Here is a 24,100-nt window from a genome sequence, read left to right as displayed (position 1 = left end):
TGCTGATTGACGAATCGGCCTGGTCACATGGTCACGCCGCCTTGCCGAAAAAGGCGCAGGCTGGCGCTCGCCCGGTGGCCAGTCCGGGCGGAACGGGGGCGGCTCAGCGCCGCGCAGGTGGGGAACCGATCAGCGCTTGTTCTTGATCGGGATGTCCATTTCCTCGGGCTTGATCTCGTGCACCAGCTCCGGCACACCCCACGCGAACGCGGGGTCGGCCTTGATCTTGAAGTGGTACATCGACTGCATCGCCTGGTGGTCTTCCTTGCGGAAGGTCATCTTGCCCTTGGGCGTGTCGAAGCTCATGCCTTCCATCGTGTTGATGAGCTTGTTGGTGTTGGTGTCGCCGTTGGTCTTCTTCAGCGCCGTCACCACCGCCATCGCGGCCGAGAAACCGCCGGCCGTGAAGAAGTCCGGCGGCGTCTTGAATTCCTTGTAGTGGGCCGCGACCATCGCCTCGTTCACCGGGTTCTTCGGGATGCCGAAGTAGTAGTACGCCGCGCCTTCCATGCCCGGCAGCGACTTGTAGGCCGCCATGGCCGGCAGGATGTTGCCGCCGGTGGCGATCTCGATGCCGTAGCGCTTCAGGTCGAGATCGACGATCTTGAACGGGTTGCCCGCGCCGGCCCAGACGATCCAGATGATCTTGCGGCCCGGCTGGTCCTTCAGCTTGTCGATCAGGCGCTGCGCGCCGGCCGTGAAGTCGGTGGTCGTCGGCGGCAGGTATTCCTCGTGCGCGAGCTTGGCTTTCTTCAGCGCAGCGCCGAAGGCCTTCACGCCGTCACGGCCGAAGGCGTTGTCCTGCGCCAGCGTGGCGACGGTCACGCCGGCCTTGTCGATGGCCACGGCGTTGGAGATCGCGTCCTGGCTCGAGTTGCGGCCGGTGCGGAAGATGTACTTGTTCCACTTGTCGCCGGTGATCGAATCGGCCACGGCGGGCTCGACGATCAGGATCTTCTTGTATTCCTCGGCCACCGGCAGCATGGCCAGTGCCACGCCCGAAGCGGTCGGGCCGACCGCGAGCGCGGCCTTGTCGTCGGAGTACGCGGCGGCCAGCAGCGACTTGCCCAGGTCCGGCTTGCCCTGGTCGTCCTTCTCGAGGACCACGAGCTTCTTGCCGTTGATCATCATCGTGCCGCCGGTGGCGTAGTTCAGGCCCATCATCAGGCCGGTCTGCGTCTGCTTGCCGTAGGCTTCCAGCGCGCCGGTCTTGCTGTAGACGTGGGCGATGCGGATCTCGTTCGATTGGGCCCAGGCGGGTGCGGCGGCAACGGTGGCGCCGAGGGCGGCCAGGGCGATGAGGTGGCGACGGTGCATTTCTTGTCTCCTGAAAAAGGTGACTGAATATTGCACAGTTCGTGCCACCCAGCTAAGCCATTGATAACAAACGTTTCTTCATTCGGCAGCGCACGATTTCGACTGATTTCAGTGCATTCGAATTGTCTTAATTTCAGACAACTGTCTTTTGATCAGTCAGGGTTTCCCAGCAGAGGCGCGACGGGTTGCGAGCCATTCTTCGAACTCGCGTTCGGCCTTCAGCCGCAACTGGTTGCGCGTGTGGTTGCACACCGCGTGGGCAAGGCGCCGGTGCTTCGGCTGCCGCATGCCGCCCATCGTGGCGTCGAGCAGGTGCTCGATGGTGGCCGACTCGGGCCGGCCGTGCGGTTCGTCGAAGTCCATCGGCAGGCCGCACCAGTGGCAGTTTGGCCCGAATGTGGAACGCAGTGCCTTGACGCTCATGAGAGTCCCATCCCGGTCATGCGCTCGTACAGCGTGGCGCGCGAGATGCCGAGTAGCCGCGAGGTCGCGAGCTTGTTGCCGCCGGTGTTCTCCAGCGCGGCGGCGATCGCCTTGCGCTCCAGTTCGGCCACCTGCTGCGACAGCGGCCGCAGCAGCTCGGCTTCCTGGTCGACATCGCGCAGGCTGTGCGAGGTATCGGGCGCCTCGATCTGGTCCAGCCCCGCCTCGCGCAGGATGCGTTCAAGCTGCGCCGCGTCGATGCGTTGCGAGTCGCTGCGCATCGTTACCTGTTCCAGCACGTTGCGCAACTCGCGGATGTTGCCGCGCCAGTGCTGGCCGGCGAGCAGTGCGAGCGCGTCGGGCGTGAGTTCGGGCGGCGCCTCGCCGCTGCGCAGGGCCATGTCCTCGCCCAGCGCCTCGACCAGCGCCGGGATGTCGCTGCGCCGCTCACGCAGCGGCGGCACGCGCAGCGGCAGCACGTTGAGGCGGTAGTACAGGTCTTCGCGGAACAGGCCGCGCCGCACCAGCTCGGGCAGGTCGCGCGAGGTGGCGGCGATCACGCGCGCATCGAAGGGCACCAGCTTGTTCGAACCCAGCGGTTCGATCTCGCCTTCCTGCAACGCGCGCAGCAGCTTGGCCTGCAGGCCCAGCGGCATGTCGCCGATCTCGTCGAGGAAGAGGCTCCCGCCGTCGGCCAGCTTGAACTTGCCTTCGCGCCCCCGCTTGTCCGCACCGGTGAAGGCGCCGGGCGCGAAGCCGAAGAACTCGGCCTCGAGCAGCGTGTCGGGCACGGCCGCGATGTTGACGCTGACGAACTGGCCCTTGGCGCGCGTGGACGACGCATGGATCGCATGCGCCAGCAGTTCCTTGCCGGTGCCGGTCTCGCCGAGCAACAGCACCGGGCTGGTGGACTGCGCGGCGCGGCGCGCGTGGCGCTTCACTTCCACGGCCGCCGGGCTGCTGCCGATGAAGCTCGCGAAGGTGTATTTGGAGCGGCGCTGGCCGTCGGGCGCGTGCTGGTACAGCGGGTTGTTGCGCTGGCTGGCCAGCTCGCGCCGGGCGTCGTCGAGGTCGCGCTGCAGCAGCGCGAACTTGCTGATGAGCGGCTGCAGCGTGGTCTCGGGCTGGTCGAACAGCACGATGCCGATGGCGCCGATCACTTCGCCCAGGCCACGGTCCCCGTCTTCACGTTCTTCGCGCAGCGGGATGCGGCTGACCACGAAAGTGCCGGCCTTGTTGGTCAGCAGGTCGATGAGGATGGGTTCGCCGGTTTCCAGCACGCGACGCATCATGGTGTTGGGAATCACGTCCTCGACCATGTGGCCCATGAACTCGTCGATGGACGAGAAGCCCAGCGCCGGCAGGAAACGCCGGTAGCCCTCGTTCACCCAGACGATGCGCCCGCTGCGGTCGACCAGGAACATGCCCTGGCTGATGCTCGAGAACAGATGGAACATCGAGCGCGCGGCGAGCGCGAGGATGCCCTCGGCGTCGAGGGGCAAGGCGGGCGAGGCAGTGGGAGCGGCGGACATGGCGGGATCGTAGCGCGTGGGTCGCGCGCTCCCTTGTGAGGCCTCAACCGCCGGGCTTGCCTGCCGCCTCGTCGTCCACGGCCTTCTGCACCGCCTTGTAGAAATCTTCCCGCACCGCGCTGTCGGCGCGCCCCGTCGCCCCGCCGGCCCAGTTGCTGTTGGACGCGATGACCAGCTTGCGCTTCGGGTCGATGAAGATGCCCTGGCCGAAGATGCCGCGCGCCGCGAAGCTGCCGTCGTCGTAGGTCCACCACTGGTAGCCGTAGCCGCGACCCGGCTGCCCGATGTCCGCGCGCCGGGTGGTGGCGTCGGCCAGCCAGTCGTCCGGCACGATGGGCTGTCCGCCGACGCGTGCACCGTCGAGCACGAACTGGCCGAAGCGGGCGAAGTCGCGCGTCGCGGCCTGGATGCAGCAGCCGCTGATTTCCTGGCCGGTGCTGCTCAGGATCCACGTGGCCTGCTGTTCCATGCCGGCGGGCTTCCAGATCTTTTCCGAGAGGTAGGCGGCCAGCGGCTTGCCCGTTGCCCGCGCCACGAGCACGCCGACCAGGTTGGTCTCGCCGGTGCTGTAGTTCCAGCGCGTGCCCGCCGGTGCCGCCCGCGGCAGCTGGCGCAGGTAGCTCACCAGCGCATCGACGCCCTCCTCCGGCCGGTGGTTGTTGAAGCGCGCCACGTCCGATTGCGGGTCGGCATAGTCTTCGTTCCAGCGCACGCCGGAGGTCATCGTCAGCAGGTTCCGGATGCTGACGGCGTCGTAGGCCGAGCCTTTCATCTCCGGGATGTAGTCGCTGACCTTGTCGTCGAGGCTGTGGATGTGGCCGTCGCGCACGGCGGCGCCGAGCAGCGTGGAGGTGAGGGACTTGGCGACCGAGAAGCTCGTCCAGCGCCCCTCGGGGCCGAAGCCCAGGCCGTAGCGCTCCAGGCGCAGCTTGCCGTCCTGCAGGATCACCAGCGCGGCGCTGCGCTGCTGCGCCATGTAGGCGTCGATATCCACCGGCAGGGCCAGCGGCGCCCCCGGCGGCAGGGGCGACGGCGTGGCGGCGGCGGGGACCACCCGGGCCTTGGCCAGCACGGGCAGGCGGTCGAGCGCGCGGAATGCCGCATCGCGCTGCGGCTGGCTCCAGAACAGCACGTCGCGATTGGTCGGCAGCGTCGCGAGCAACCCGCGCGTTTCCTTGTCGAGGCTGAACCAGCCCGCCGTGCCTGCCACGGCCACGACGGCGAGCGCCCCGAGAACGATCTTGCCAAGCTTCATGCGGTGAATCCCCTGTTTGTGTATGGATGAAGAGTGAGAGACGCGGTACAGCGGATTGGACATCAGCCGGAAGCCAGCGCTCTGTCGCACCTGGAACTCGCTCCGGGGCTGCTTGAAAACCGAACACTTCAGCAAGCCTTAAGTAAATCAATCGTTTGATTTCGTGCGTGCTTTAATGCCGGCAATGCAAGCCACACCATCGACCACCCAGGCCCCGCGCCGCGCACCGCGCAGCGACGGCGCCGAGGCACGCCACCGGCTGCTGCACACCGCGCTGCGGCTGTTCGCGCAGAAGGGCTTCTCCAAGACCTCCACGCGCGAGATCGCCCGCGAGGCCGAGGTCAACATCTCGGCCATCAGCTACTACTTCGGCGACAAGGAAGGCCTGTACGCCGCCACCTTCAGCGAACCGATGGGCGGCGATTCGAGCGACCTGATCGCCATCTGCCGCGACACCGGCCTCCCCCTGGAAGCGGCGCTGCGCGCCTGCTTCGCGCTGATGGTCGAACCGCTCAAGCAGGGAGAAATCGTTCGCCAGTGCATCCAGCTGCACATGCGCGAGATGCTGGAACCCACCAGCCAATGGGCCGAGGAGCTGGAGCGCGACATCAAGGGCCCGCACCGGGCCATCGCCGAGCTGCTGTGCCGCCACCTGCAGGTGGCGCGCGCCGACGACGACATCCACCGCCTGACCTTCGCGATCACGGGGCTGTCGATGCAGCTGTACGTGAGCCAGGATTTCATCGAGGCCCTGCGCCCGTCGCTGTTGCGCACGCCGCGCGCCATCGACGCCTGGGCCGACCGGCTCACGGGCTATGCGATGGCGCTGGTCCAGGCCGAAACCGCACGCCGCCGCGAGGTGGCCGCCGAGCAACGAAAGAAGCCATGAGACGACTCCGACGAATTGCCCTTCTCTGCCTGCCGCTGAGCCTCGGTCTTGCGGGCTGCGGCCTGACGCGCCCGCCCGCCCGGGTCGAGGCGCCCTTCCCCGCGCAATGGCACGCGCCCCTGCCCCACGGCGGCTCGCTCACCGCGCTGGCCGACTGGTGGCGCCAGCTCGACGATCCATTGCTCGTCGAGCTGATCGCCGCCGCCGAGACTGCCAGCCCCAACCTCGCGAGCGCTGCCGCGCGCGTGGCCGAGGCGCGCTTCACGCGCGTGCAGGCGGGCGCGGCGCTGCTGCCCAACCTGGACGGCACGCTGTCGGCCAGCCGGGGCGTCTCGGGGTCGTCGTTCGGATCGGGCGGCACGGGTGGCAGCAGCAGCGGTGGCAGTGGCGGTCTCGCACCGGTGACCACGCTGCAGGCCGGTCTGCAATCGAAGTGGGAGATCGACCTGTTCGGCCGCCTGCGCGCCGACCGCGACGCCGCGCAGCAGAAGTTCGACAGCGCCACCGCCAAGTGGCACGACGCCCGCGTGGCCGTGGCGGCCGAGACGGCCAACGCCTATTTCGCCGAGCGCGCCTGTCAGCAGCAGCTGAGCGTGTCCGAGTCCGACGTGAAATCGCGCGGCGAAACCGCACGCCTGACCGACCTGTCGGCGCGTGCCGGTTTCACCGCGCCGGCCGACGCGGCGCTCGCGCGCGCCAGCGCCTCCGATGCCTCCGGCCGCCTGACCCAGCAGCGCGCCGTGTGCGCGGTGCAGCGCAAGGCGCTGGTGGCGCTCAGCGGGCTCGACGAGCCCACGTTGGCGCAGAAGCTCGCGGCTTCGCCCACGCAGCGCGCGCTGCCGGTGGTCGGCAGCATCACCAGCGTGCCTGCGCAGGCGCTCTCGCAGCGGCCCGACGTGTACGCGGCCGAACTCGGCGTGGCCTCGGCCAGCGCCGAGGTGGGCTCGGCCGAGGCCGAGCGCTACCCGAAGCTCACGCTCTCGGGATCGATCGGCCGCATGCAGATCCGCACGAGCGGCTTTCGCGAATCGCTCGACACCTGGACGGTCGGGCCGCTGTCGCTCACCGTGCCGCTGCTCGACGGCGGTGCCCGCGCGGCCAACTCCGAAGCCGCCAAGGCGCGCTACACCGAGGCCGTGTCGCTCTACCGCGCGAGCGTGCGCCAGGCCGTGCGCGAGGTCGAGGAAGCGCTGGTGAACCTCGACGCCACCACCGCGCGCAGCGCCGACGCCGACAGCGCGGTGAAGAACTACCAGGCCTCGTTCGACGCCACTCAGGCTCGCTACAGCAGCGGCCTGGCCAGCCTGTTCGAACTCGAGGACTCGCGCCGCACGCTGTTCGCCGCGCAGACCGCGCGCGTCTCGCTGCAGCGCGAGAGCACCGAAGCCTGGGTTTCGCTGTACCGCTCGATGGGCGGCGGCTGGAGCCGCCCCGCTGAAGCATCGTCCCCAATGACCACCACCCCGGCCGCCAAGGTCGCGACGTCGCCATGAAAACAATGAAGCGTTCCACCCTTGTCATCGCGCTGCTGGCGCTCGTCATCGTTGTCGCGGCGGGCCTGTGGCTCACGCGCAAGCCGGCCGAGCCGGGTGCGGCCGACAAGGCTGCCCCCGCCGCCAAGGGCCCGGCGCAGCGCCCCGCACTGACCGTCTCGGTCGCGAAGCCCGAAGCCACCGAACTCACCGTCACACTCGCGGCCAACGGCAACGTGGCGGCCTGGCAGGAAGCGGTGATCGGCTCCGAATCGAACGGCCTGAAGCTGGCCGAGGTGCGCGTCAATGTGGGCGACACCGTGAAGAAGGGCCAGGTGCTCGCGGTGTTCTCGCCCGAGACCGTGCAGGCCGACATTGCGCAGGCCCGCGCCTCGCTCGCCGAGGCCCGCGCCTCGGCCGCCGACGCCGCCGGTAACGCCGCGCGCGCCCGCACGCTGCAGGCCACGGGCGCACTGAGCCAGCAGCAGATCAACCAGTACCAGACCGCCGAGCAGACCGCGAAGGCGCGCGCCGAGGCGGCCGAGGCCGTGCTGGCCGCGCAGCAGGTGCGCGGGCGCAACACGCAGGTGCTGGCTTCGGACGACGGCGTGATCTCCGCGCGCACCGCCACGGTGGGCAGCGTGGTCGCCGCCGGCACCGAGCTGTTCCGCCTGATCCGCCAGGGCCGGCTCGAATGGCGTGCCGAAGTCACCTCGGCCGAACTGGGCCGCATCGCCGTGGGCACGCCGGCCTTCGTGGTCAGCGCCAGCGGCGCGCAGGTGAAGGGCAAGGTGCGCAGCATTGCGCCCACGGTCGATCCGCAGACGCGCGCGGCGCTGGTGTACGTCGACCTGCCGAACGTGCAGCAGAACACCGGCGTGAAGGCCGGCATGTTCGCGCGCGGCGATTTCGAGCTCGGCCGCAGCGCCGCGCCGACCGTGCCGCAAAGCGCGATCGTGCCGCGCGACGGTTTCAACAACGTCTTCACGCTGCTGCCCGACAACCGCGTGGCGCAGCTCAAGGTGCAGACCGGCCGCCGCCTGAAAGACCGCGTGGAAATCACCAGCGCACTGCCCGAAGGCGTGCAGATCGTGGTGCAGGGCGCGGGCTTCCTCAATGACGGCGACCTCGTGCGCGTAGTGGACGCCACGCCCACGGCGGCCACCCCGCCAGCGACTCCGGCAACGCCCGCGGCATCCGCCGCCGTCGCCAAGTAAGCCGACACGAGGAACACGCCATGAACGTTTCCGCCTGGTCCATACGCAACCCCATTCCGGCGGTGATGCTGTTCGTGCTGCTCACCTTCGGGGGGCTGCTGTCCTTCAACGCGATGAAGGTGCAGAACTTTCCGGACATCGACCTGCCGACCGTCACGGTCTCGGCCTCGCTGCCCGGTGCCGCACCTTCGCAGCTGGAGACCGACGTCGCGCGCAAGCTCGAGAACTCCATCGCCACCATCCAGGGCCTGAAGCACATCACGACCAAGGTGCAGGACGGCGCCGCCACGCTGATCGTCGAGTTCCGCCTCGAGAAACCCGTGCAGGAAGCCGTGGACGACGTGCGCTCGGCCGTGCAGAAGGTGCGCGCCGACCTGCCGGCCGACGTGCGCGACCCCGTCGTCACCAAGCTCGATTTCGCGGCCCAGCCGGTGCTGGCCTTCACCATCGCGTCCTCGCGTATGGACAACGAGGCGCTGAGCTGGTTCGTCGACAACGACATCACCAAGAAGCTGCTCGCGCTGCCTGGCGTGGGCGCGGTGAACCGCGTGGGCGGCGTCACGCGCCAGGTGCACATCGACCTCGACCCGGGCAAGCTGCAGGCGCTGGGTGCCTCGGCGGCCGACATCTCGCGCCAGCTGCGCCAGGTGCAGACCGAAAGCGCGGGCGGCCGCATCGACCTGGGCGGCAGCGAACAGCCCGTGCGCACCATGGCCACCGTGCAGTCGGCCGACCAGCTCGCCGACATGCAGATCGCGCTGAGCGACGGGCGCCGCATCCGCCTGGACCAGGTGGCGCGCATCAGCGACACCATCGCCGAGCCGCGCGCCGCCGCGCTGCTCAACGGCAAGCCCGTGGTGGGCTTCGAGGTGGCCCGCAGCCGCGGCGCCAGCGAGGTGGAAGTGGGCCGCGCCATCCAGAAGGCACTGGCCGATCTGCGCGTGCAGCGGCCCGACATCGAACTGACCGAGGCCTTCAACTTCGTCGACCCGGTGGAAGAAGAGTACGACGGCTCGCTGCACCTGCTGTACGAAGGCGCCATCCTCGCGGTGATCGTGGTGTGGCTCTTCCTGCGCGACTGGCGCGCCACCTTCGTCTCGGCCGTGGCACTGCCGATGTCGGTGATCCCGGCCTTCGTGGGCATGTACCTCTTGGGCTTCTCGGTCAACGTGATCTCGCTGCTCGCGCTCTCGCTGGTGGTCGGCATATTGGTCGACGACGCCATCGTGGAGGTCGAGAACATCGTGCGCCACCTGCGCATGGGCAAGTCGCCCTACCAGGCAGCCATGGAGGCGGCCGACGAAATCGGCCTGGCCGTGATCGCCACCACCTTCACGCTGATCGCCGTGTTCCTGCCCACCGCCTTCATGAGCGGCGTGGCCGGCAAGTTCTTCAAGCAGTTCGGCTGGACCGCGTCGCTCGCGGTGTTCGCCTCGTTGGTGGTGGCGCGCGTGCTCACGCCGATGATGGCGGCCTACATCCTCAAGCCCATCGTCGGCGCCGAGAAGGAGCCGGGCTGGCTGCGCTGGTACATGCGCGCCGTGGAGTGGAGCACCCACCACCGCTTCAAGACGATGGTGATGGCCACCCTCTTCTTCTTCGGCTCGCTGGCGATGATCCCGCTGCTCAAGACCGGCTTCATCCCGGCCGACGACAACTCGCAGACGCAGGTCTACCTGTCGCTGCCGCCGGGCTCCACGCTGGCACAGACCACGGCCGCGGCCGAGGAAACGCGCCGCCGCGTGATGAAGATCAACCACGTGAAGAGCGTCTACACCACGGTGGCGGGCGGCAGCGCGGGCGGCGACCCGTTCGCGAACTTCGGCACGCCCGAGACGCGCAAGGCCACGCTGACGATCCAGCTCGACCCGCGCGGCGACCGGCCGCGCAAGCAGGTGATCGAAAAAGAAATCCGCACTGCACTCGAAACCCTGCCCGGCGTGCGCAACACCGTGGGCCTGGGCGGCTCGGGCGAGAAGTACATCCTGGTGCTCACCGGCGAAGACCCGCTGGCGCTGTCGGCCGCCGCGAGCGCGGTCGAGAAGGACCTGCGCACCATTCCCGGCCTGGGCAACATCACCTCGACCGCGAGCCTGATCCGCCCCGAGATCGCCGTGCGCCCCGACTTCGCGCGCGCCGCCGACCTGGGCGTGACCAGCGCGGCCATCGCCGAGACGCTGCGTGTGGCCACGCTGGGCGACTACGACCAGGCGCTGGCCAAGCTCAACCTCGCGCAGCGGCAGGTGCCGATCGTGGTGAAGCTCGAAGACTCGGCGCGGCAGGACCTCGACCTGATCGGGCGCCTGTCGGTGCCCGGCGCGCGCGGGCCCGTCATGCTCAGCCAGGTGGCTTCGCTCACGATGGAAGGCGGCCCGGCCGTCATCGACCGCTACGACCGTTCACGCAACGTCAACTTCGAGATCGAGCTGTCGGGCGTGGGCCTGGGCGATGCCAAGACGGCGGTCGAAGGCCTGCCCTCGATCCAGAAGCTGCCGCCCGGCGTGCGCATCGCCGAGGTGGGCGACGCCGAGGTGATGACCGAGCTGTTCGCCAGCTTCGGCCTGGCGATGCTCACCGGCGTGCTGTGCATCTACATCGTGCTGGTGCTGCTGTTCAAGGACTTCCTGCATCCGGTGACGATCCTGTGCGCGCTGCCGCTCGCATTGGGCGGCGCGTTCGTGGGCCTGCTGATCGGGCAGAAAGCGTTGTCGATGCCTTCGCTGATCGGCCTGATCATGCTGATGGGCATTGCCACGAAGAACTCCATTCTTCTGGTGGAGTACGCCATCGTGGCGCGCCGCGACCACGGCATGAGCCGCTGGGACGCGCTGCGCGATGCCTGCCACAAGCGCGCGCGGCCCATCATCATGACCACGCTCGCCATGGGCGCCGGCATGCTGCCGATCGCCGTGGGCTTCGGCGCCGCCGACTCCAGCTTCCGCTCGCCGATGGCGATGGCGGTGATCGGCGGTCTGATCACCTCCACGGTGCTGAGCCTGCTGGTGGTGCCGGCCGTGTTCACCTACATCGACGACATCGAGCACTGGATCCGGCGCACCGTGCGCAAGGTGCGCGGGCAGCCGGCCGATCCGCACATCGACGACGACCTGGTAGAGGCGCCGCAGCGCTGAGCCTTGTGACTGAACGAGCGGGGGCGGCAGCGGAGAAGTCCGCCCGCTACCCCGCCTCGATGTTCAGCACCACCACGCCCGCGACGATGGTCATCAGGCCGATCACGCGCAGGGGCGTGACCGCATCCCCGAACCACACCATGCCGGCAACGGCGATCAACGCGGTGCCGGCACCGGCCCAGACCGCATAGCCCAGTCCCACATCCAGTACACGCACCGCGAGCGACATGAGCCAGATCGCGCCCGCATAGCAGGCGGCGGTGAGCAGCGATGGCAACAGGCGGGTGAAACCTTCGGCATGGCGAAGGGCGATCGTGCCGGCGACTTCCGCCGCCACGCTGGCCGCAAGCAGCAGCCAGGCAAACATCTGGGGACTCACAGGAATACCTCTCGGCATGCCATGCCGTACCGGGCACGGCATGCGAGGGACGAAAGAAGCGGTACCCCGAGCCAACGCGCGCATCTTAGGGGCTGTCGGCGGCAGGATTGTGACGCCGACAGCGCCCTCGCCCTCGCCCTCGCCCGCGCTCAGAAGTCGAAGCTGGCCTGCAGCTGCCAGGTGCGCGGCGGCGCCACGGAGATGAAGTTGCGCCCCGCGATGGTCCAGTAGGTATCGTCGAGCAGGTTCGAAATGCCCGCGCGCAGCGTCATGCCCACGCCGTTGACGCGCGTGGTGTAGCGCGCGCCAAGGTCGATGCGCTTCCAGGACGGCACGCGCTGCGTGTTCGCCAGGTCGACCCAGGCGCTGTCGGTGTAGATGTAGCGACCGGTCAGCGTGAGGCCGGGCACCGAGGGCACGTCGTACTCCAGCCCGAGGTTGGCGGTGAACTCGGGCACGCCGATGGCCTTCTTGCCGTCGCTCGCGCCCTTAGCCGTGCGGCTCATGCGCGCGTCGATCCAGGCCACGCCGCCCAGCAGGCGAACGCCCTTGGCCACTTCACCGAAGCTCTCGATCTCCACGCCCTTGTTGCGCTGCAGGCCCGCGGCGCGGAAGTAGTTGTCGCTGTCGACATAGGCCGTGGTCTTGCGAATGTCGAAGTACGCGGCCGTGAGGCCGTAGCTGCCGCGGTCCCACTTGAGGCCGAACTCGTGCTGGCGCGACAGGTACGGCGCCAGCTGCTCGCCGACATTGCGCGCACCGGCCGGCGCCACCGCGCCCTGCGCGAGCGACTCCGCGTAGTTGCCGTAGATGGAGATGCCGTTGTCGAACTTCCACAGCGCAGCCACCGTGGGCGTGAGCTTGGACTGGTTGTAGGGGAACTTCTTGATGCGTTGCTCGCGCGCGGCCAGCGTGACGAACAGGCGCTCGTCGAACGCCGAGATCGTGTCGGCCACGGCGATGCTGTCCAGGCTCAGTGCCGGGCTGTCGACACCCGGCACCTGGGGCACGCCGTATGCGAAGGGGTTCGGCACGAGGTTGGGCGTGTAGAGGCTGCCGACCACGCGCACCGGCAGTGCCAGCGACTGCGAGCGCAGGTCCTGCAGCTGCTGGCGCTGCGATACCGCGCTGATCGCCACCTTGTGGTGCGTCGGCCCGAGGGCGAAACTGCCGCGCACGCCGATGTCGGCAACCTGGTTCGACTGCGTCCACAACAGGCTGGAGGCACTGCTGTAGGTGACGCGGCCCAGGCCGTCGACGGTGGTCTGGTCGATGTACTGGCGCTCGGGCGTGTGCTCGCGCAGCTTGCCGAAGCGGGCATAGGCGGTCCAGCGGTCGGCGAAGTCCCATTCGGCGCTCAGCAGCGCGAAGGGCTGGCGAACGTCGAGCGTTTCCCACGAGGGCTTGGGATGCACCTTGGGGTCGGGCGGCGACGGCAGTGCCGCGCCGGCCTGCAGCAGCCAGTGGTTGAACAGCGGCGACGAACTGCGGCGCGTGTAACCCGCATCGAGCACGGCGCGGAACCTGTCGCCGCGGTAGTCGAGCGCGACCTGCGCGGCCGCAAGACTGCGCTTGGCGCCGTCGAAGAGCTTACCGTCTTCGGCGCTCAGGTTCAGGCGCGCGCCGAGGCGGTTGTCGGTGCCGAAGCGCTGGCCGATGTCGACGTGCGTGCCGATCAGCGAACGGTCGTTGGCCGACAGCGTGACCGAGCGCACCGGCGTGTCGGTGGCCCGCTTGGGCACGAGGTTGAAGCTGCCGCCCACCGTGCTGCCATAGCCCGAGGCGCCCACGAGCCCCGCGGCCGGGCCCTTGAGCACTTCGAGCCGCTCGTAGTGCTGGATCGGGATGTTGCTGTACGCAAAGAGCCCCTCGAGGCCGTCGAAGAGGTAGGCATCGCTGTTGGTGAGAAAACCGCGGATCGAGCTCTGGTCCAGCGGCGACGTGGCCGACAGGCTGGTGCGGATCGAGGGGTCGTTGGCGACCATGTCGTTGACGTTGCGCGCCCCCTGGTTGCGGACCAGTTCGGCCGTGTAGGCCTTGGTGCTGAATGGCGTCTCGAAGACGTCGGCGTTGCCCAGCATGCCGAGCCGGCCACCGCGCGCCACCTGCCCGCCGGCATAGGGCGCGGGCAGCGCGGCGGGGCCGGCTTCGGTCGACGCAGTGACGGTCACGGTGGGCAATGCGGCCCCAGCAGGAACGGCGGCGGCGCCCGCTGCGCCCGCAACCTTGCGCAGCGAGAAACCACCGCCGGGCTGTGGCACCGCTTCGAGGTCGCAGCCGGCCAGCAACGCGGCCAGCCCGCCCGCGACGCCATGGCGGCCTTCGAGCCCGCGCGTGGTGACGCCGGCCACCAGCGCCGGGTCGTAGCTGAGGTTGACGCCGGCCGTGCGCGCGAAGCGGTTCAGTGCCGCGTCGAGCGCACCGGCGGGCACGCTGAACACCCGGGTGTCCTGGGCCGGCGATGCGGTCTGTGCGCGTGCGGTGTCGGGCAGCACGGCGGCGCCCACTGTCAGGCCGGCAAGCGCGGCATGCAGCGCGAAGGTCGGTGCGCCGGCGGCGCGGATTCGTTGGAAGCTCATGGTTCTGGGCGGACTCGAGAGGTGGATGAAGCTCGTCGCCGAGCGGGTTCATCCAGGAGGCCGGACGAGAAACGAAATCCCCTCACCTTGGCCGCAAGAAATCTGCGGCACCTCAATCGCGCGGGCCGACCGACACCCAGAAGCGCGTGCGCAGCCGGATGCTCACGGGCTGCGTCTGCGCCAGGAAACGCAGCGCCTTGTCGCTGTCCTGCACATGGAACACACCCGACACACGCAGGTCGGCCACGCGCGGGTCGCAGGCGACCACGCCGTGCCGGTAGCGGCCCAGCTCGGCCAGCAGGTCGGCCATGCGGATGTCGCGCCCGGCGATGACGCCGTCGACCCAGCCGTCGTCGTCGAACCCGCGGCGCTCCGCGGGTGCGGTGCCGTCGTCGGACAGCCAGCGGCTCTCGCCGGGGCGCACCTCGGCCTGCGCGGGCCCGTTGCCGGGATGCAGCGCCACGGCGCCTTCCTGCACGCTCACGCGCGCGCGATGCTCGTCGATGCGCACGACGAAGCGTGTGCCCAACGCCTGCATCCTGCCGAACGGCGTGTAGACCCAGAACGGCCGCTTCGAGGCCGCGCCCGCGTCGTCGCCGGTGCTCACCATGATCTCCCCGCGCCGCAGCACGATGAGACGGCGCTCGCCGCTGAGGTCGGTGCTGACGGCGCTGTCGGTGTTGAGCACGATCCGCGTGCCGTCGGCCAGTTGCAGCGTGCGCTGTTCGCCCACGCCGGTGCTGGTGTCCGCCATGAGCCGCTGCCACGGCGCGTGCTCGCGCACCACCCAGCCCGCGGCCAGTGCCACGCCGGCCAGCGACAGCAGCTTGACCGCGCCGCGCCGGCCCTGCCCCATGCGTGCCTCACGCCGCAGTTGCGCGGCGTGCAACACGTCGCGTGCGGGCGCCGCAGGCACGTCGGCAAAACCGCGCCGGAGCGCACCGATGCGTCGCCAGGCCTGTGCATGGCGCGGATCGGCCTGCAGCCATTGCGCGTGGGCGCGCTGCATGCGGGGCGTGGCCTCGCCGTGCTCAAGCCGGACCGACCAGAGGATGGCCGCGTCCACCACGCTGTCGGGCAAGGCGCCCGGAGGATCGTCGTCGTCGAGCGGACCTGCGCCCAGTGCCTGACCGCTCATGCCGCGCCGCTCATGCGTCGAAGCGGTACGCGTAGCAGGCGCGCAGCGCCTTGGCCACGTAACGCTCGGCGGTGGCCAGCGACACGCCCAGCCGCTCGCCGATCTCGCGGCAGCTCAGGCCGTCGAACTGCGCGAGCAGGAACGCGGTGCGCACGGCAGGCTTGAGGGCATCGAGCATGCGATCGATCTCGATCAGCGTCTCGAGCACGAGCAGGCGGCTTTCGGGCGACGGGGCCGTCGCCTCGGGCATGAGCGCCACGGTGTCGAGCCAGGCCTGCTCGATCTCGCGACGACGCCAGTGGTCGATGACCAGTCCGCGCGCCATGGCTGACAGGTAGGCCCGCGGCTCGTTCATCTCGATCGGGTGGCGGCGCGCCAGCAGCCGCATGAACACGTCGTGCGCCAGGTCGGCCGCATCGCAGGCGCTGCCCAGCCTGCGCCGCAGCCAGCCTTGCAGCCAACCGTGATGGTCGCCGTACAAGACGCGCACTTCCTGATGCAAGACGGATTCGGCCGAAGCCATGGCACTTCTCCAGCGAGTGCCCGGCACTCATCGACAAATAAGAATAATTCTCATTTTATGAGAGTTGGCGTATTTGTGAACCCGAAAGTGCACAGGCGCCGCGCCGCACATGACGTGCGAGGCGGCGCCTGCGGGGCCGAAGAGAGTCGGTCGGAAGGGGTTGGGACGTTCAGGCGTCCAGCTGCGCCAGCCGCTTCAGCTTGCGTTCGCTCATGCGCTTGGCCAGGCGCGGCAGCACCAGCACGGCGACGATGGCGATGATGACGACGATCGACTCGGGGCGTTGGAAGAACACGACCGGGCTGCCCTGCCCCATGGCGATGGCGTTGCGCAGGTTGGCTTCGGCGAGCGGGCCGAGGATCATGCCGACCACCACGGGGGCTGTCGGGAAGTCGAAACGCCGCATCACCACGCCCAGCAGGCCGATGCCGAACAGCAGGAACAGGTCGAAGGTGTTCTGGCGCATGCCGTACGCACCCACAGTCGCGAAGATCAGGATGCCGGCGTACAGCTGCGGCTTCGGAATCTTCAGCAGCTTGACCCACAGGCCAACCATCGGCAGGTTCAGCACCAGCAGCATCAGGTTGCCGATGTACAGCGACGCGATCAGCGCCCAGACCAGCGCGGCCGAGGTGGTGAACAGCTGCGGGCCCGGCTGGATGCCGTAGTTCTGGAACGCGCCCAGCATGATGGCCGTGGTGTTCGACGTGGGAATGCCCAGCGTCAGCAGCGGGATCAGCGCGGCCGTCACCGTGGCGTTGTTGGCGGCTTCGGGGCCAGCCACGCCTTCGATGGCGCCGGTGGTGCCGAACTCGGCCTGGTTGGCGGGGTCCTTCGCAAGCTTCTTCTCGGTGGCGTAACTCAGGAAGGTCGGAATCTCCGTGCCACCGGCCGGGATGCAGCCGAAGGGCGTGCCGATGGCCGCGCCGCGCAGCCAGGCGGGAATCGAGCGCTTCCAGTCGCGGCCGGTCATGTGCACGCGGGTCAGCTTGTTCTGGCCCTCGACCACGCGGCCTTCGTACAGCACGGCGTACAGCACTTCGGCGACGGCGAACAGGCCCACCGCCACCAGCACGATCTCGATGCCGTCCAGCAACTCGGGCATGTTGCCGGTGTAGCGGCCCTGGCCGGTGATCTGGTCCAGGCCCACGCAGCCGATGGCCAGGCCGACGAACAGCGCCGTCATGCCGCGCAGCGTGCTCTTGCCCAGCACCGCGCTCACCGTGGTGAAGGCCAGCAGCATCAGCAGGAAGTACTCGGGCGCCGCGAGACGCACCGCATAGTCGGCCACGAAGGGCGCGAACAGCGTGACGACCACGGTGGCGATGGTGCCGGCCACGAAGGAGCCGATGGCCGCAGTGGCGAGGGCCGCGCCCGCGCGGCCGCTCTTGGCCATCTTGTTGCCCTCCATCGCCGTGACCATGCTCGCGGTTTCGCCGGGCGTGTTCAGCAGGATCGAGGTGGTCGAGCCGCCGTACATGGCGCCGTAGTAGATGCCCGAGAAAAAGATCATCGAGGCCGTGATGTCGACCTTGCCGGTGATCGGCAGCAGCATGGCCACCGCCACCGCGGGGCCGATGCCGGGCAGCACGCCCACAGCCGTGCCCAGGGCACAGCCGATCAGGCACCACAGCAGGTTGATCGGGGTGATGGCAGCCGCGAAACCGGCCAGCAGCGCATTGAAGATATCCATGACGGGGCTCCGCTCAGATCCAGCCGGTGCTGGTGAGACCCGGCAGGCTGATGGCCAGGAACTTGGTGAACATCCAGAAGACAGGGGCCGAGATCGCCAGGCCGGTCACGAAATCGGTGACCCAGGTGCCCGGCGCGTTGACCTTGGCCTGCCCGGCGGCGCGGCGCAGGCCCTGCACGGCCAGCAGGTAGCACAGCGCGCAGCTCAGGATGAAGCCGATGGTGGTGATGAGCGCCGCATTGAGCAGCAGGCCCGCCGCCACCCAGATGAAGCCGGGCCAGTACGCGGTGTCGGCACCCGAGGGCGCGTCGAGTTCACGGAAGCCGCCGCTGTGCGCCTCCCAGGTGATCCATGCGCCGCAGACCATCAGGACGATCGAGACCAGCCAGGGCAGGAAGTTGGGGCCGACGCCGCCGTAGCCGGCTTCGGAAGAAATGTCGATGGCGCCATAGGCCAGCGCGACGCCGGTCAGCAGCACGCCCAGCCCGACAAGGTATTGCGGCCAGCGGGTCGCGCCGGACGTGGCCTCAGCGGAACGAGAGACCGAGGATTCTGGAGTTGTCATTTTTTGCTCCCGCAGTCGTAGGGGAAAAGAACTGCCCCCTTTCCAGAAACACCGAGGAACCGGCTCTGCCGGGCCTCAGGTGTTGCCCCCGGAAGGGGGTTGGCGAAGCGACACGAAGTGCGCGCAGCCTGGGGGCGAACCAAATTCAGATCATTCCGGACTTGGCCATGATGGCGCGCAGGCTCGCGAAGTCGTCGTCGACGAACTTGGCGAAGGCGTCGCCCGACAGCACCGCCGGCGTCCAGTCGTTCTTCTTGAGCGACTCGGCCCACGAAGCGCTCTTGAGCGCGGCCAGCACCATGTCGGTCAGCGCCTTGCGCTGCTCGGCCGAGATGCCGGGCGCGCCGTACACGCCGCGCCAGTTGCCGATCTCGACGTCGATGCCCTGTTCCTTCAGGGTCGGCACGTTGATGCCCGGCAGGCGCTGGGCGGAGGTGACAGCAATGGGTTTCATCTTGCCGGCGGCGATGTACTCGGCGAACTCGCTGTAGCCGCTGCCGCCGATGGTGACGTTGCCACCCAGGATGGCGGCGGTGGCTTCACCGCCTCCGCGGAAGGCCACGTAGTTGATCTTCGACGGGTCGGCGCCGACCTTCTGGGCAATCATGGCCGCGGCGATGTGCTCGGTGGAGCCGCGCGAACCGCCGCCCCACTTGACGCTGCCCGGGTCCTTCTTGAGCTGGTCGACCACGTCCTTCATGCTCTTGAACGGCGAGTTGGACGGCAGCACGAACACGTTGTATTCGGTGGTCAGACGCGCGATGGGCGTGGCCTGCGACAGGTTGACCGGCGGCTTGCCGGTGATGATGCCGCCCAGCATGACCGAGCCCATGACCATCAGCGCGTTCGCGTCGCCCTTGGAGCCGTTGACGAACTGGGCCAGGCCCAGTGCACCGGCGGCGCCGCCCTTGTTGTCGTAGGCGACGGTGTCGGCCGCCTTGGCATCGGTCAGGGCCTTGCCCAGCGCGCGGCCCGTGGTGTCCCAGCCGCCGCCCGGGTTGGCGGGGATCATCATCTTGACGTTGGCGGCGGCACGCGCCGACAGCGGCAAGGCGCCGACAGCGGCCAGTGCGGCCAGGGACTTCAAAAAGGTATCGCGACGCATCGTTGGTGTCTCCTCAGAACTTGGGAACGGATGGAACCTGACTTGGACCTGAGCCGCTATCATGCGCCGCCCCGCTGTCAGTTGGCTGTCCACCAGACTGGGGAAAACACCGAAGAAGCCCTCCCCGATCCGCCCCTGATCCGCCCGTTCGCGCGCCCCGTATGAAGCTGCTGCTCGTCGAAGACGACCCCTCGATGCAAATCACCCTGCAGCGCACGCTCGGACGCCGGCGCATCGACGTGCGCATCTGCGGCGACGGTGCGCAGGCGCTGGCGCAGTGGCGCGCCGTCGAGCCCGATGTGGTCGCGCTCGACCTGAGCCTGCCCAACGTCGACGGCCTGCAGGTGCTGGCCCAGGCGCGCGCCGAGGGCCTGCGCACGCCGGTGCTGCTGCTGACCGCGCGCGGCACGGTCGGCGACCGCATCATGGGCCTGAACGCCGGCGCGGACGACTACCTGCCCAAGCCCTTCGACCTGGACGAACTCGAGGCCCGCATCCGCGCGCTGCGCCGGCGCAGCCAGAGCGCGGGGCCCGAGGCGGCACTGAATCCGTTGCAGGTCGGCGGCCTGCGCTTCGAGCCCGACAACGGTGCGATCTACCACCGCGCCGACCTGCTCGAGCTCACGCCGCGCGAACTCGCGCTGCTCAAGGGCCTGATGATGAAACCCGGCCACGCCGTCACCAAGGAGCGCCTGTTCGAGCTGGTGTTCCCCGGCGAGACCGACGTGCAGTACGAAGCCATCGAAGTGGTCGTGTACCGCCTGCGCAAGAAGCTGGTGGGCACGGGGACCGTGCTGATGACGATGCGTGGCCTGGGCTACCTGCTACGGGCCGAGGGTTGATCACGGGCATGCGGCGGATGATGTCGTCCCTGCGCGCACGGCTCCTGCTCGGCATCCTCGTGCCGGTGGCCGTGTTCGTGGTGATCAACAGCGTGAGCCTGTACCGCCAGAGCCTGGCGGCCGCCACCACGGCCTACGACCGCACGCTGCTGGCGTCGGCCAAGACCATCGGCGAACAGCTCGACGTGGAAGGCTATGACGACATGGCGCGGCTGCGCGCGATCGTGCCCTACTCCGCGCTCGAGGCCTTCGAAGCCGACAACCGCAGCAGGCTTTTCTACCGCGTCTCGGCGCTCGACGGCGAGATGGTCTCGGGCTTTGCCGAGCTGCCCTTCTGGCGCGGACGCATCCCGGATCGCGGCGCCTACTCGGCGCTGGTCGACTTCTACGACGCGGAGTTTCGCGACCAGCCGGTGCGCGTGGCCGTGCTGCTGCAGCCGGTGGCCAGCGCGCGCGGGCGCGGCATGGCCGTGGTGCAGGTCGCCGAGACGCTCGAGCTGCGCGAGACGCTCGTGCGCAAGCTGCTGCTCGACATGCTCTGGCGCCAGCTGCTGCTGATGGGCGTGATCGCGCTGGTCACCGTGGTCGTGGTGCAGCGCGCCACGCGGCCGGTGCGCGAACTCGGCGAGGCCATCGAGCAGCGCCCGGAAGACGATCTGTCGCCCATCGACGCCCCCGGCGCCCCTGCCGAACTGCGCCCGCTGATTGACGCCACCACCGAGGTCATGGGCCGGCTGCAACGCCTGCTCGACCACCAGAAGCGCTTCGTGCGCGACAGCGCCCACCAGCTGCGCACGCCACTGGCCGTACTGAAGGCGCAGGTGCAGTCGGCGCGCCGCGGCGACGTGGCGCCCGAAGAAGCGCTCGGCGAAATCAGCCAGACCGTCGAGCGCGCCACCACGCTGGCCAACCAGATGCTGTCGCTCGCGAAGGTGGAGCAGCTGCGCCAGCAGCCCGAGTCGGCGGTGCTCGACCTGGGCGACGCGGTGCGCCACATCGCGCTCGACCTGTCGCCGCTGGTGGCCGACAAGACGCTCGACTTCGAGCTGGCCACCGACGACGCCGTGACTGTGCGCGCGCACCAGTGGATGCTGCAGGAGCTTACGCGCAACCTGCTGCACAACGCCATCAAGCACAGCCCCGCCGGCGCCCCGCTCCTGGTGAGCGTGCGCGCCGAAGGCGACGAGGCGGTGCTCACCGTGCGCGACGACGGCCCGGGCATTTCCAACGAACTGCGCCAGCGCCTGTTCGCGCCGTTCGCGGCGGGCAACACCTCCAGCGGCTCGGGCCTGGGCCTGGCGATCTGCCGCGAGATCGTGGGGGCGCTGGGCGGACGCATCAGCCTGGACAACCGCACGGCGCTCGGCGCCGGCGGCACCGCCTACGTGACCGGGCTCGACGCCGTGGTGCGGCTGCCGCTGTCGCGCCACAATGCCTGACCTTTCCTTTCCGACCTTCATGGACCGTCTGCGCATCGACAAGTGGCTCTGGGCCGCCCGCTTCTTCAAGACCCGCTCGCTGGCCGCGGACGAAATCGGCAAGAACCGCATCCAGGTGAACGGCGAGGTCGCCAAGGCCTCGCGCGAGGTCAAGGCCGGCGACACCGTCGCCATGCGCATGGGCCCGCTCACGCGGACCGTGACCGTGCGCGGACTCAGCGGCCAGCGCGGGCCGGCGCCCGTGGCCCAGCAGCTGTACGAAGAAACACCCGAGAGCCTGGCAGCACAGGCCGCCTTCCGCGAGCAACGCCGCATGGGCAGCGAACCGGCGCTGGCCATCGAGCAGGGCCGCCCCACCAAGCGCGACCGGCGCGAGATCGACGGCGTGCGGCACCAAGCCGAATGGGACAACCGCTGGAGCGCGTCGATCGACGACAGCGGCGATGGCGACGACCCCCACCCGCCCACGCGCGGGCGCCCGCAGCGCTGATTCGCGTACCCTGCGGGCTTCGTTTCTTTTTTGACGGAGCGCTCGCAGATGTCCAAGTTCAAGAAGTACCGCGTCGGCGGCAAGTTCAAGCTCTCGCGCATCGACCCCGACGACACGCCCTTTCTCACGGGTGACGAGTCGGCCCAGCGCGCCGAGGTCGACAACCTGGCCGTCGAACTCGACGAGTTCCAGGACCTGCTGCATGCCGAAGGCCGGCGCAAGCTGCTGCTGGTGCTGCAAGGCATGGACACCAGCGGCAAGGACGGCACGGTGCGCTGGGTGTTCTCGCGCACATCGCCGCTGGGCGTGCGCGTGACGGCGTTCAAGGCGCCCAGCGAAGAAGAGCGCGCGCACGACTACCTCTGGCGCTGCCACGCCGCGGTGCCGCGCACCGGCGAGATCATGGTGTGGAACCGCAGCCACTATGAAGACGTGCTGGTGCCCGTGGTCGAGGGCTGGATCGACGAGGCCGAGACCCGCCGCCGCTACGCGCAGATCAACGATTTCGAGCGTCTGCTCACGGAAACCGGCACGGTCGTCGTGAAGTGCATGCTGCACATCGACAAGGACGAACAGCGCGAACGCCTGCAGGCCCGCATCGACACCCCCGGCAAGCAGTGGAAGTTCAGCATGGGCGACCTCGAGGTGCGCACCAAGTGGGCCGGCTACCAGAAGGCCTATCAGTACGCGCTCGCCGCCACGTCGACCGAGCATGCGCCGTGGCATGTGATTCCGGCCAACAGCAAGCGGCACCGCAACATGATGATCGCGCAGCTGCTCGTGAAGACGCTGCGCGACATGAAGCTGAAGGCGCCACCGCCCGACCCGGCGCTCAAGGGCATGGTCGTGACGTGACCTGATGTGAGCCGGCCCGCCTTGCAGGCGGCGCGAACTCAGGAGCGGCGCACGGGCGCCGTGGGGCGCATCGGCGTCTGCGCCTGCACGCGGCAGTTGCCGAACTCGCAGCGCACGGCCCAGGCCATGCCGCTCTCGCACGGCACGCTGTAGCTTTCGTAGCCCGGCCCCTTGGCCGTGAGTTCGGCGCGCGGCTGCACGTTGCAGCGGCCAGCCTTGGCCAGTCGCTCGACGTTGTAGGTGTCGACACCCGTGCGGCGCGGCTTGAGCGCGAGCACCGGGTTGAAGGTGTTGCCGTAGAACGTGTCCTGCACGTTGGGGTCGAGGTTGCGGTAGCCGCGCTTGGCCATGCAATGGACGATGGCGATCTGCTGGTGCTCGGCGAGCAGCGCGCTGCTGGGGCGGCTGTTCCAGTCGATGACGGCGGCGCTGATGCCGGTGTACGACGCCGCGGCGACGATGCCCTGCCCGTGCACCGTGATCAGGCCCAGGCCCAATGCAGCCCACATCGCGTCGCCGGATTCACTGCGCGCCGTGATGCGGGTGGCTGCCGTGCGGCAGTCGGCCACGTCGCTGTCGTAGCGCGCCTTGTCCACGCCTTCCATGGCGACCATCGGCATGTACGACATGCCGGTGCCCTTGCCGGGTCCGGTCGGCGCGCTGGCGCATCCGGCCAGGATCACGGTGGCCAACGCCATGCTGAGCGGCAGCTTCATAGGAATCCCTCGTCCTCTTCGCGGTAGTTGCGAGGGATTTAACCATACATATAGTTACTCTTGAATCGACTTGTCGCGCATGAGCGACGACGCCCGGGCGGGGCATTCGGGCTGCGATCTGGGGACTGCGACGGGGCAAGGTACAGTTTTCGCCTGTCCCGAGTTCCCCTGTCCATGCCCTGCACTTTCCGGCCTTCCGCTCCCCACCTTCGCCTGATCGCGCTTGCCGGCTTCCTGGCAACGGCCTCCTTCGGCGCCGCAGCTCAGCAGCCGCAACCCTCCCCCGTGGATCTCGCGCGCAAGAACGCCTGCATGGCCTGTCATGGGCTGGTCCACAAGCAGGTCGGGCCCGGCTTCGTGCAGATCGCGGAGCGCTACCGGAACGACGCCACCGCGCCGGCGCGGCTGGCCGACAAGATCCGCAACGGCAGCGTCGGCACCTGGGGCCGCGTGATCATGCCGCGCCAGTCGTTGGTCTCCGAGGCCGACGCGCAGGTCCTCGCACGCTGGGTGCTGGCGCAGCAGCCGCCAGCCCGCTGA

Annotated in this window: 21 protein-coding genes; 9 read left to right on the top strand and 12 right to left on the bottom strand. The window is 69.0% G+C overall.

The genetic code is table 11. The features are described 5' to 3' along the window. Positions 1 to 129: 129 nt before the first annotated feature. The 4 genes from D3H34_RS00490 to D3H34_RS00475 all read right to left on the bottom strand — a co-directional run bounded on the left by D3H34_RS00490 (position 130) and on the right by D3H34_RS00475 (position 4,527). Positions 130 to 1,317, bottom strand: coding sequence for a substrate-binding domain-containing protein (locus tag D3H34_RS00490; RefSeq protein WP_119551157.1), 1,188 nt, complete (start codon positions 1,315 to 1,317; stop codon positions 130 to 132). 156 nt (positions 1,318 to 1,473) lie between these two features. Beyond that, a complete protein-coding gene (locus tag D3H34_RS00485) occupies positions 1,474 to 1,740 on the bottom strand; it encodes a hypothetical protein (RefSeq protein ID WP_119551155.1) in 267 nt (88 codons plus the stop codon). Continuing rightward, complete coding sequence (locus D3H34_RS00480; RefSeq protein ID WP_119551153.1) at positions 1,737 to 3,272, bottom strand: sigma-54 interaction domain-containing protein; 1,536 nt, start codon at positions 3,270 to 3,272, stop codon at positions 1,737 to 1,739. Before D3H34_RS00480 ends, D3H34_RS00485 begins: the two co-directional genes overlap by 4 nt. A gap of 43 nt (positions 3,273 to 3,315) precedes the next feature. Then, the gene (locus D3H34_RS00475) at positions 3,316 to 4,527 is read right to left on the bottom strand and encodes a serine hydrolase domain-containing protein (protein ID WP_119551151.1); all 1,212 of its coding nucleotides are present in this window, start codon (positions 4,525 to 4,527) and stop codon (positions 3,316 to 3,318) included. A 175-nt stretch (positions 4,528 to 4,702) separates the two neighbouring features. Between D3H34_RS00475 and D3H34_RS00470 the strand changes: the two genes are divergently transcribed. The 4 genes from D3H34_RS00470 to D3H34_RS00455 are packed head-to-tail and all read left to right on the top strand — an operon-like array spanning position 4,703 to position 11,236. Next, entirely contained in the window at positions 4,703 to 5,416 is a 714-nt protein-coding gene (locus D3H34_RS00470; protein ID WP_434057668.1) for a CerR family C-terminal domain-containing protein, read from the top strand. After that, the gene (locus D3H34_RS00465) at positions 5,413 to 6,909 is read left to right on the top strand and encodes an efflux transporter outer membrane subunit (protein WP_119551147.1); all 1,497 of its coding nucleotides are present in this window, start codon (positions 5,413 to 5,415) and stop codon (positions 6,907 to 6,909) included. Before D3H34_RS00470 ends, D3H34_RS00465 begins: the two co-directional genes overlap by 4 nt. Next, positions 6,906 to 8,105 (top strand): efflux RND transporter periplasmic adaptor subunit, encoded by a 1,200-nt coding sequence (locus tag D3H34_RS00460; protein WP_119551145.1) that lies wholly within the window; start codon positions 6,906 to 6,908, stop codon positions 8,103 to 8,105. Before D3H34_RS00465 ends, D3H34_RS00460 begins: the two co-directional genes overlap by 4 nt. Positions 8,106 to 8,125: 20 nt before the next feature. Then, positions 8,126 to 11,236: an efflux RND transporter permease subunit gene (locus D3H34_RS00455; protein WP_119551143.1), complete on the top strand. Its 3,111-nt coding sequence runs from the start codon at positions 8,126 to 8,128 to the stop codon at positions 11,234 to 11,236. A 46-nt stretch (positions 11,237 to 11,282) separates the two neighbouring features. Here the strand turns inward: D3H34_RS00455 and D3H34_RS00450 are convergent, their stop codons facing one another. The 7 genes from D3H34_RS00450 to D3H34_RS00420 all read right to left on the bottom strand — a co-directional run bounded on the left by D3H34_RS00450 (position 11,283) and on the right by D3H34_RS00420 (position 19,218). Next, positions 11,283 to 11,615, bottom strand: coding sequence for a DMT family transporter (locus D3H34_RS00450; protein WP_286185305.1), 333 nt, complete (start codon positions 11,613 to 11,615; stop codon positions 11,283 to 11,285). Between the two features lie 149 nt (positions 11,616 to 11,764). Next, positions 11,765 to 14,194, bottom strand: coding sequence for a TonB-dependent receptor (locus D3H34_RS00445; protein WP_119551139.1), 2,430 nt, complete (start codon positions 14,192 to 14,194; stop codon positions 11,765 to 11,767). 112 nt (positions 14,195 to 14,306) lie between these two features. Further along, a complete protein-coding gene (locus D3H34_RS00440) occupies positions 14,307 to 15,332 on the bottom strand; it encodes a FecR domain-containing protein (protein WP_119551137.1) in 1,026 nt (341 codons plus the stop codon). Positions 15,333 to 15,342: 10 nt separating this feature from the next. Continuing rightward, the gene (locus tag D3H34_RS00435; protein ID WP_119551135.1) at positions 15,343 to 15,855 is read right to left on the bottom strand and encodes a sigma-70 family RNA polymerase sigma factor; all 513 of its coding nucleotides are present in this window, start codon (positions 15,853 to 15,855) and stop codon (positions 15,343 to 15,345) included. 169 nt (positions 15,856 to 16,024) lie between these two features. Continuing rightward, the gene (locus tag D3H34_RS00430) at positions 16,025 to 17,548 is read right to left on the bottom strand and encodes a tripartite tricarboxylate transporter permease (RefSeq protein WP_119551133.1); all 1,524 of its coding nucleotides are present in this window, start codon (positions 17,546 to 17,548) and stop codon (positions 16,025 to 16,027) included. Positions 17,549 to 17,561: 13 nt separating this feature from the next. Continuing rightward, entirely contained in the window at positions 17,562 to 18,113 is a 552-nt protein-coding gene (locus tag D3H34_RS00425) for a tripartite tricarboxylate transporter TctB family protein (protein WP_119551131.1), read from the bottom strand. A 145-nt stretch (positions 18,114 to 18,258) separates the two neighbouring features. Then, on the bottom strand, positions 18,259 to 19,218 hold the full coding sequence (locus tag D3H34_RS00420) for a Bug family tripartite tricarboxylate transporter substrate binding protein (protein ID WP_119551129.1): 960 nt from the start codon (positions 19,216 to 19,218) through the stop codon (positions 18,259 to 18,261). A gap of 161 nt (positions 19,219 to 19,379) precedes the next feature. Here D3H34_RS00420 and D3H34_RS00415 point away from each other — a divergent pair, with 161 nt between their 5' ends. The 4 genes from D3H34_RS00415 to D3H34_RS00400 are packed head-to-tail and all read left to right on the top strand — an operon-like array spanning position 19,380 to position 22,844. Continuing rightward, positions 19,380 to 20,060 carry a response regulator transcription factor gene (locus D3H34_RS00415; RefSeq protein WP_119551127.1) on the top strand — a complete coding sequence of 227 codons (681 nt, stop codon included), beginning with the start codon at positions 19,380 to 19,382 and terminating at the stop codon, positions 20,058 to 20,060. A gap of 8 nt (positions 20,061 to 20,068) precedes the next feature. After that, positions 20,069 to 21,499 carry a sensor histidine kinase gene (locus D3H34_RS00410; RefSeq protein WP_119551911.1) on the top strand — a complete coding sequence of 477 codons (1,431 nt, stop codon included), beginning with the start codon at positions 20,069 to 20,071 and terminating at the stop codon, positions 21,497 to 21,499. A gap of 19 nt (positions 21,500 to 21,518) precedes the next feature. Beyond that, positions 21,519 to 21,989 carry an RNA-binding S4 domain-containing protein gene (locus D3H34_RS00405; protein ID WP_119551125.1) on the top strand — a complete coding sequence of 157 codons (471 nt, stop codon included), beginning with the start codon at positions 21,519 to 21,521 and terminating at the stop codon, positions 21,987 to 21,989. 48 nt (positions 21,990 to 22,037) lie between these two features. Next, positions 22,038 to 22,844, top strand: coding sequence for a PPK2 family polyphosphate kinase (locus D3H34_RS00400; RefSeq protein ID WP_119551123.1), 807 nt, complete (start codon positions 22,038 to 22,040; stop codon positions 22,842 to 22,844). 38 nt (positions 22,845 to 22,882) lie between these two features. On the opposite strand, the gene D3H34_RS00395 is transcribed toward D3H34_RS00400, so the two are convergent. Further along, positions 22,883 to 23,560, bottom strand: coding sequence for a hypothetical protein (locus D3H34_RS00395; RefSeq protein WP_119551120.1), 678 nt, complete (start codon positions 23,558 to 23,560; stop codon positions 22,883 to 22,885). Between the two features lie 174 nt (positions 23,561 to 23,734). On the opposite strand from D3H34_RS00395, the gene D3H34_RS00390 reads away from it, so the two are divergent. Then, the gene (locus D3H34_RS00390; RefSeq protein WP_286185298.1) at positions 23,735 to 24,100 is read left to right on the top strand and encodes a c-type cytochrome; all 366 of its coding nucleotides are present in this window, start codon (positions 23,735 to 23,737) and stop codon (positions 24,098 to 24,100) included.

It is taken from the genome of Acidovorax cavernicola (genome assembly GCF_003581445.1).
The sequence above is the reverse complement of the archived record's forward strand: the minus strand, read 5'-3'. Positions and strand labels throughout refer to the sequence as shown.

Bases quoted from the DNA above. Each gene is read 5' to 3' on its own strand.
- D3H34_RS00490 (WP_119551157.1), bottom strand. From the start codon at position 1,317: ATGCACCGTCGCCACCTCATCGCCCTGGCCGCCCTCGGCGCCACCGTT.
- D3H34_RS00485 (WP_119551155.1), bottom strand. From the start codon at position 1,740: ATGAGCGTCAAGGCACTGCGTTCCACATTCGGGCCAAACTGCCACTGG.
- D3H34_RS00480 (WP_119551153.1), bottom strand. From the start codon at position 3,272: ATGTCCGCCGCTCCCACTGCCTCGCCCGCCTTGCCCCTCGACGCCGAG.
- D3H34_RS00475 (WP_119551151.1), bottom strand. From the start codon at position 4,527: ATGAAGCTTGGCAAGATCGTTCTCGGGGCGCTCGCCGTCGTGGCCGTG.
- D3H34_RS00470 (WP_434057668.1), top strand. From the start codon at position 4,703: ATGCCGGCAATGCAAGCCACACCATCGACCACCCAGGCCCCGCGCCGC.
- D3H34_RS00465 (WP_119551147.1), top strand. From the start codon at position 5,413: ATGAGACGACTCCGACGAATTGCCCTTCTCTGCCTGCCGCTGAGCCTC.
- D3H34_RS00460 (WP_119551145.1), top strand. From the start codon at position 6,906: ATGAAAACAATGAAGCGTTCCACCCTTGTCATCGCGCTGCTGGCGCTC.
- D3H34_RS00455 (WP_119551143.1), top strand. From the start codon at position 8,126: ATGAACGTTTCCGCCTGGTCCATACGCAACCCCATTCCGGCGGTGATG.
- D3H34_RS00445 (WP_119551139.1), bottom strand. From the start codon at position 14,194: ATGAGCTTCCAACGAATCCGCGCCGCCGGCGCACCGACCTTCGCGCTG.
- D3H34_RS00440 (WP_119551137.1), bottom strand. From the start codon at position 15,332: ATGAGCGGTCAGGCACTGGGCGCAGGTCCGCTCGACGACGACGATCCT.
- D3H34_RS00435 (WP_119551135.1), bottom strand. From the start codon at position 15,855: ATGGCTTCGGCCGAATCCGTCTTGCATCAGGAAGTGCGCGTCTTGTAC.
- D3H34_RS00430 (WP_119551133.1), bottom strand. From the start codon at position 17,548: ATGGATATCTTCAATGCGCTGCTGGCCGGTTTCGCGGCTGCCATCACC.
- D3H34_RS00425 (WP_119551131.1), bottom strand. From the start codon at position 18,113: ATGACAACTCCAGAATCCTCGGTCTCTCGTTCCGCTGAGGCCACGTCC.
- D3H34_RS00420 (WP_119551129.1), bottom strand. From the start codon at position 19,218: ATGCGTCGCGATACCTTTTTGAAGTCCCTGGCCGCACTGGCCGCTGTC.
- D3H34_RS00415 (WP_119551127.1), top strand. From the start codon at position 19,380: ATGAAGCTGCTGCTCGTCGAAGACGACCCCTCGATGCAAATCACCCTG.
- D3H34_RS00410 (WP_119551911.1), top strand. From the start codon at position 20,069: ATGCGGCGGATGATGTCGTCCCTGCGCGCACGGCTCCTGCTCGGCATC.
- D3H34_RS00405 (WP_119551125.1), top strand. From the start codon at position 21,519: ATGGACCGTCTGCGCATCGACAAGTGGCTCTGGGCCGCCCGCTTCTTC.
- D3H34_RS00400 (WP_119551123.1), top strand. From the start codon at position 22,038: ATGTCCAAGTTCAAGAAGTACCGCGTCGGCGGCAAGTTCAAGCTCTCG.
- D3H34_RS00395 (WP_119551120.1), bottom strand. From the start codon at position 23,560: ATGAAGCTGCCGCTCAGCATGGCGTTGGCCACCGTGATCCTGGCCGGA.
- D3H34_RS00390 (WP_286185298.1), top strand. From the start codon at position 23,735: ATGCCCTGCACTTTCCGGCCTTCCGCTCCCCACCTTCGCCTGATCGCG.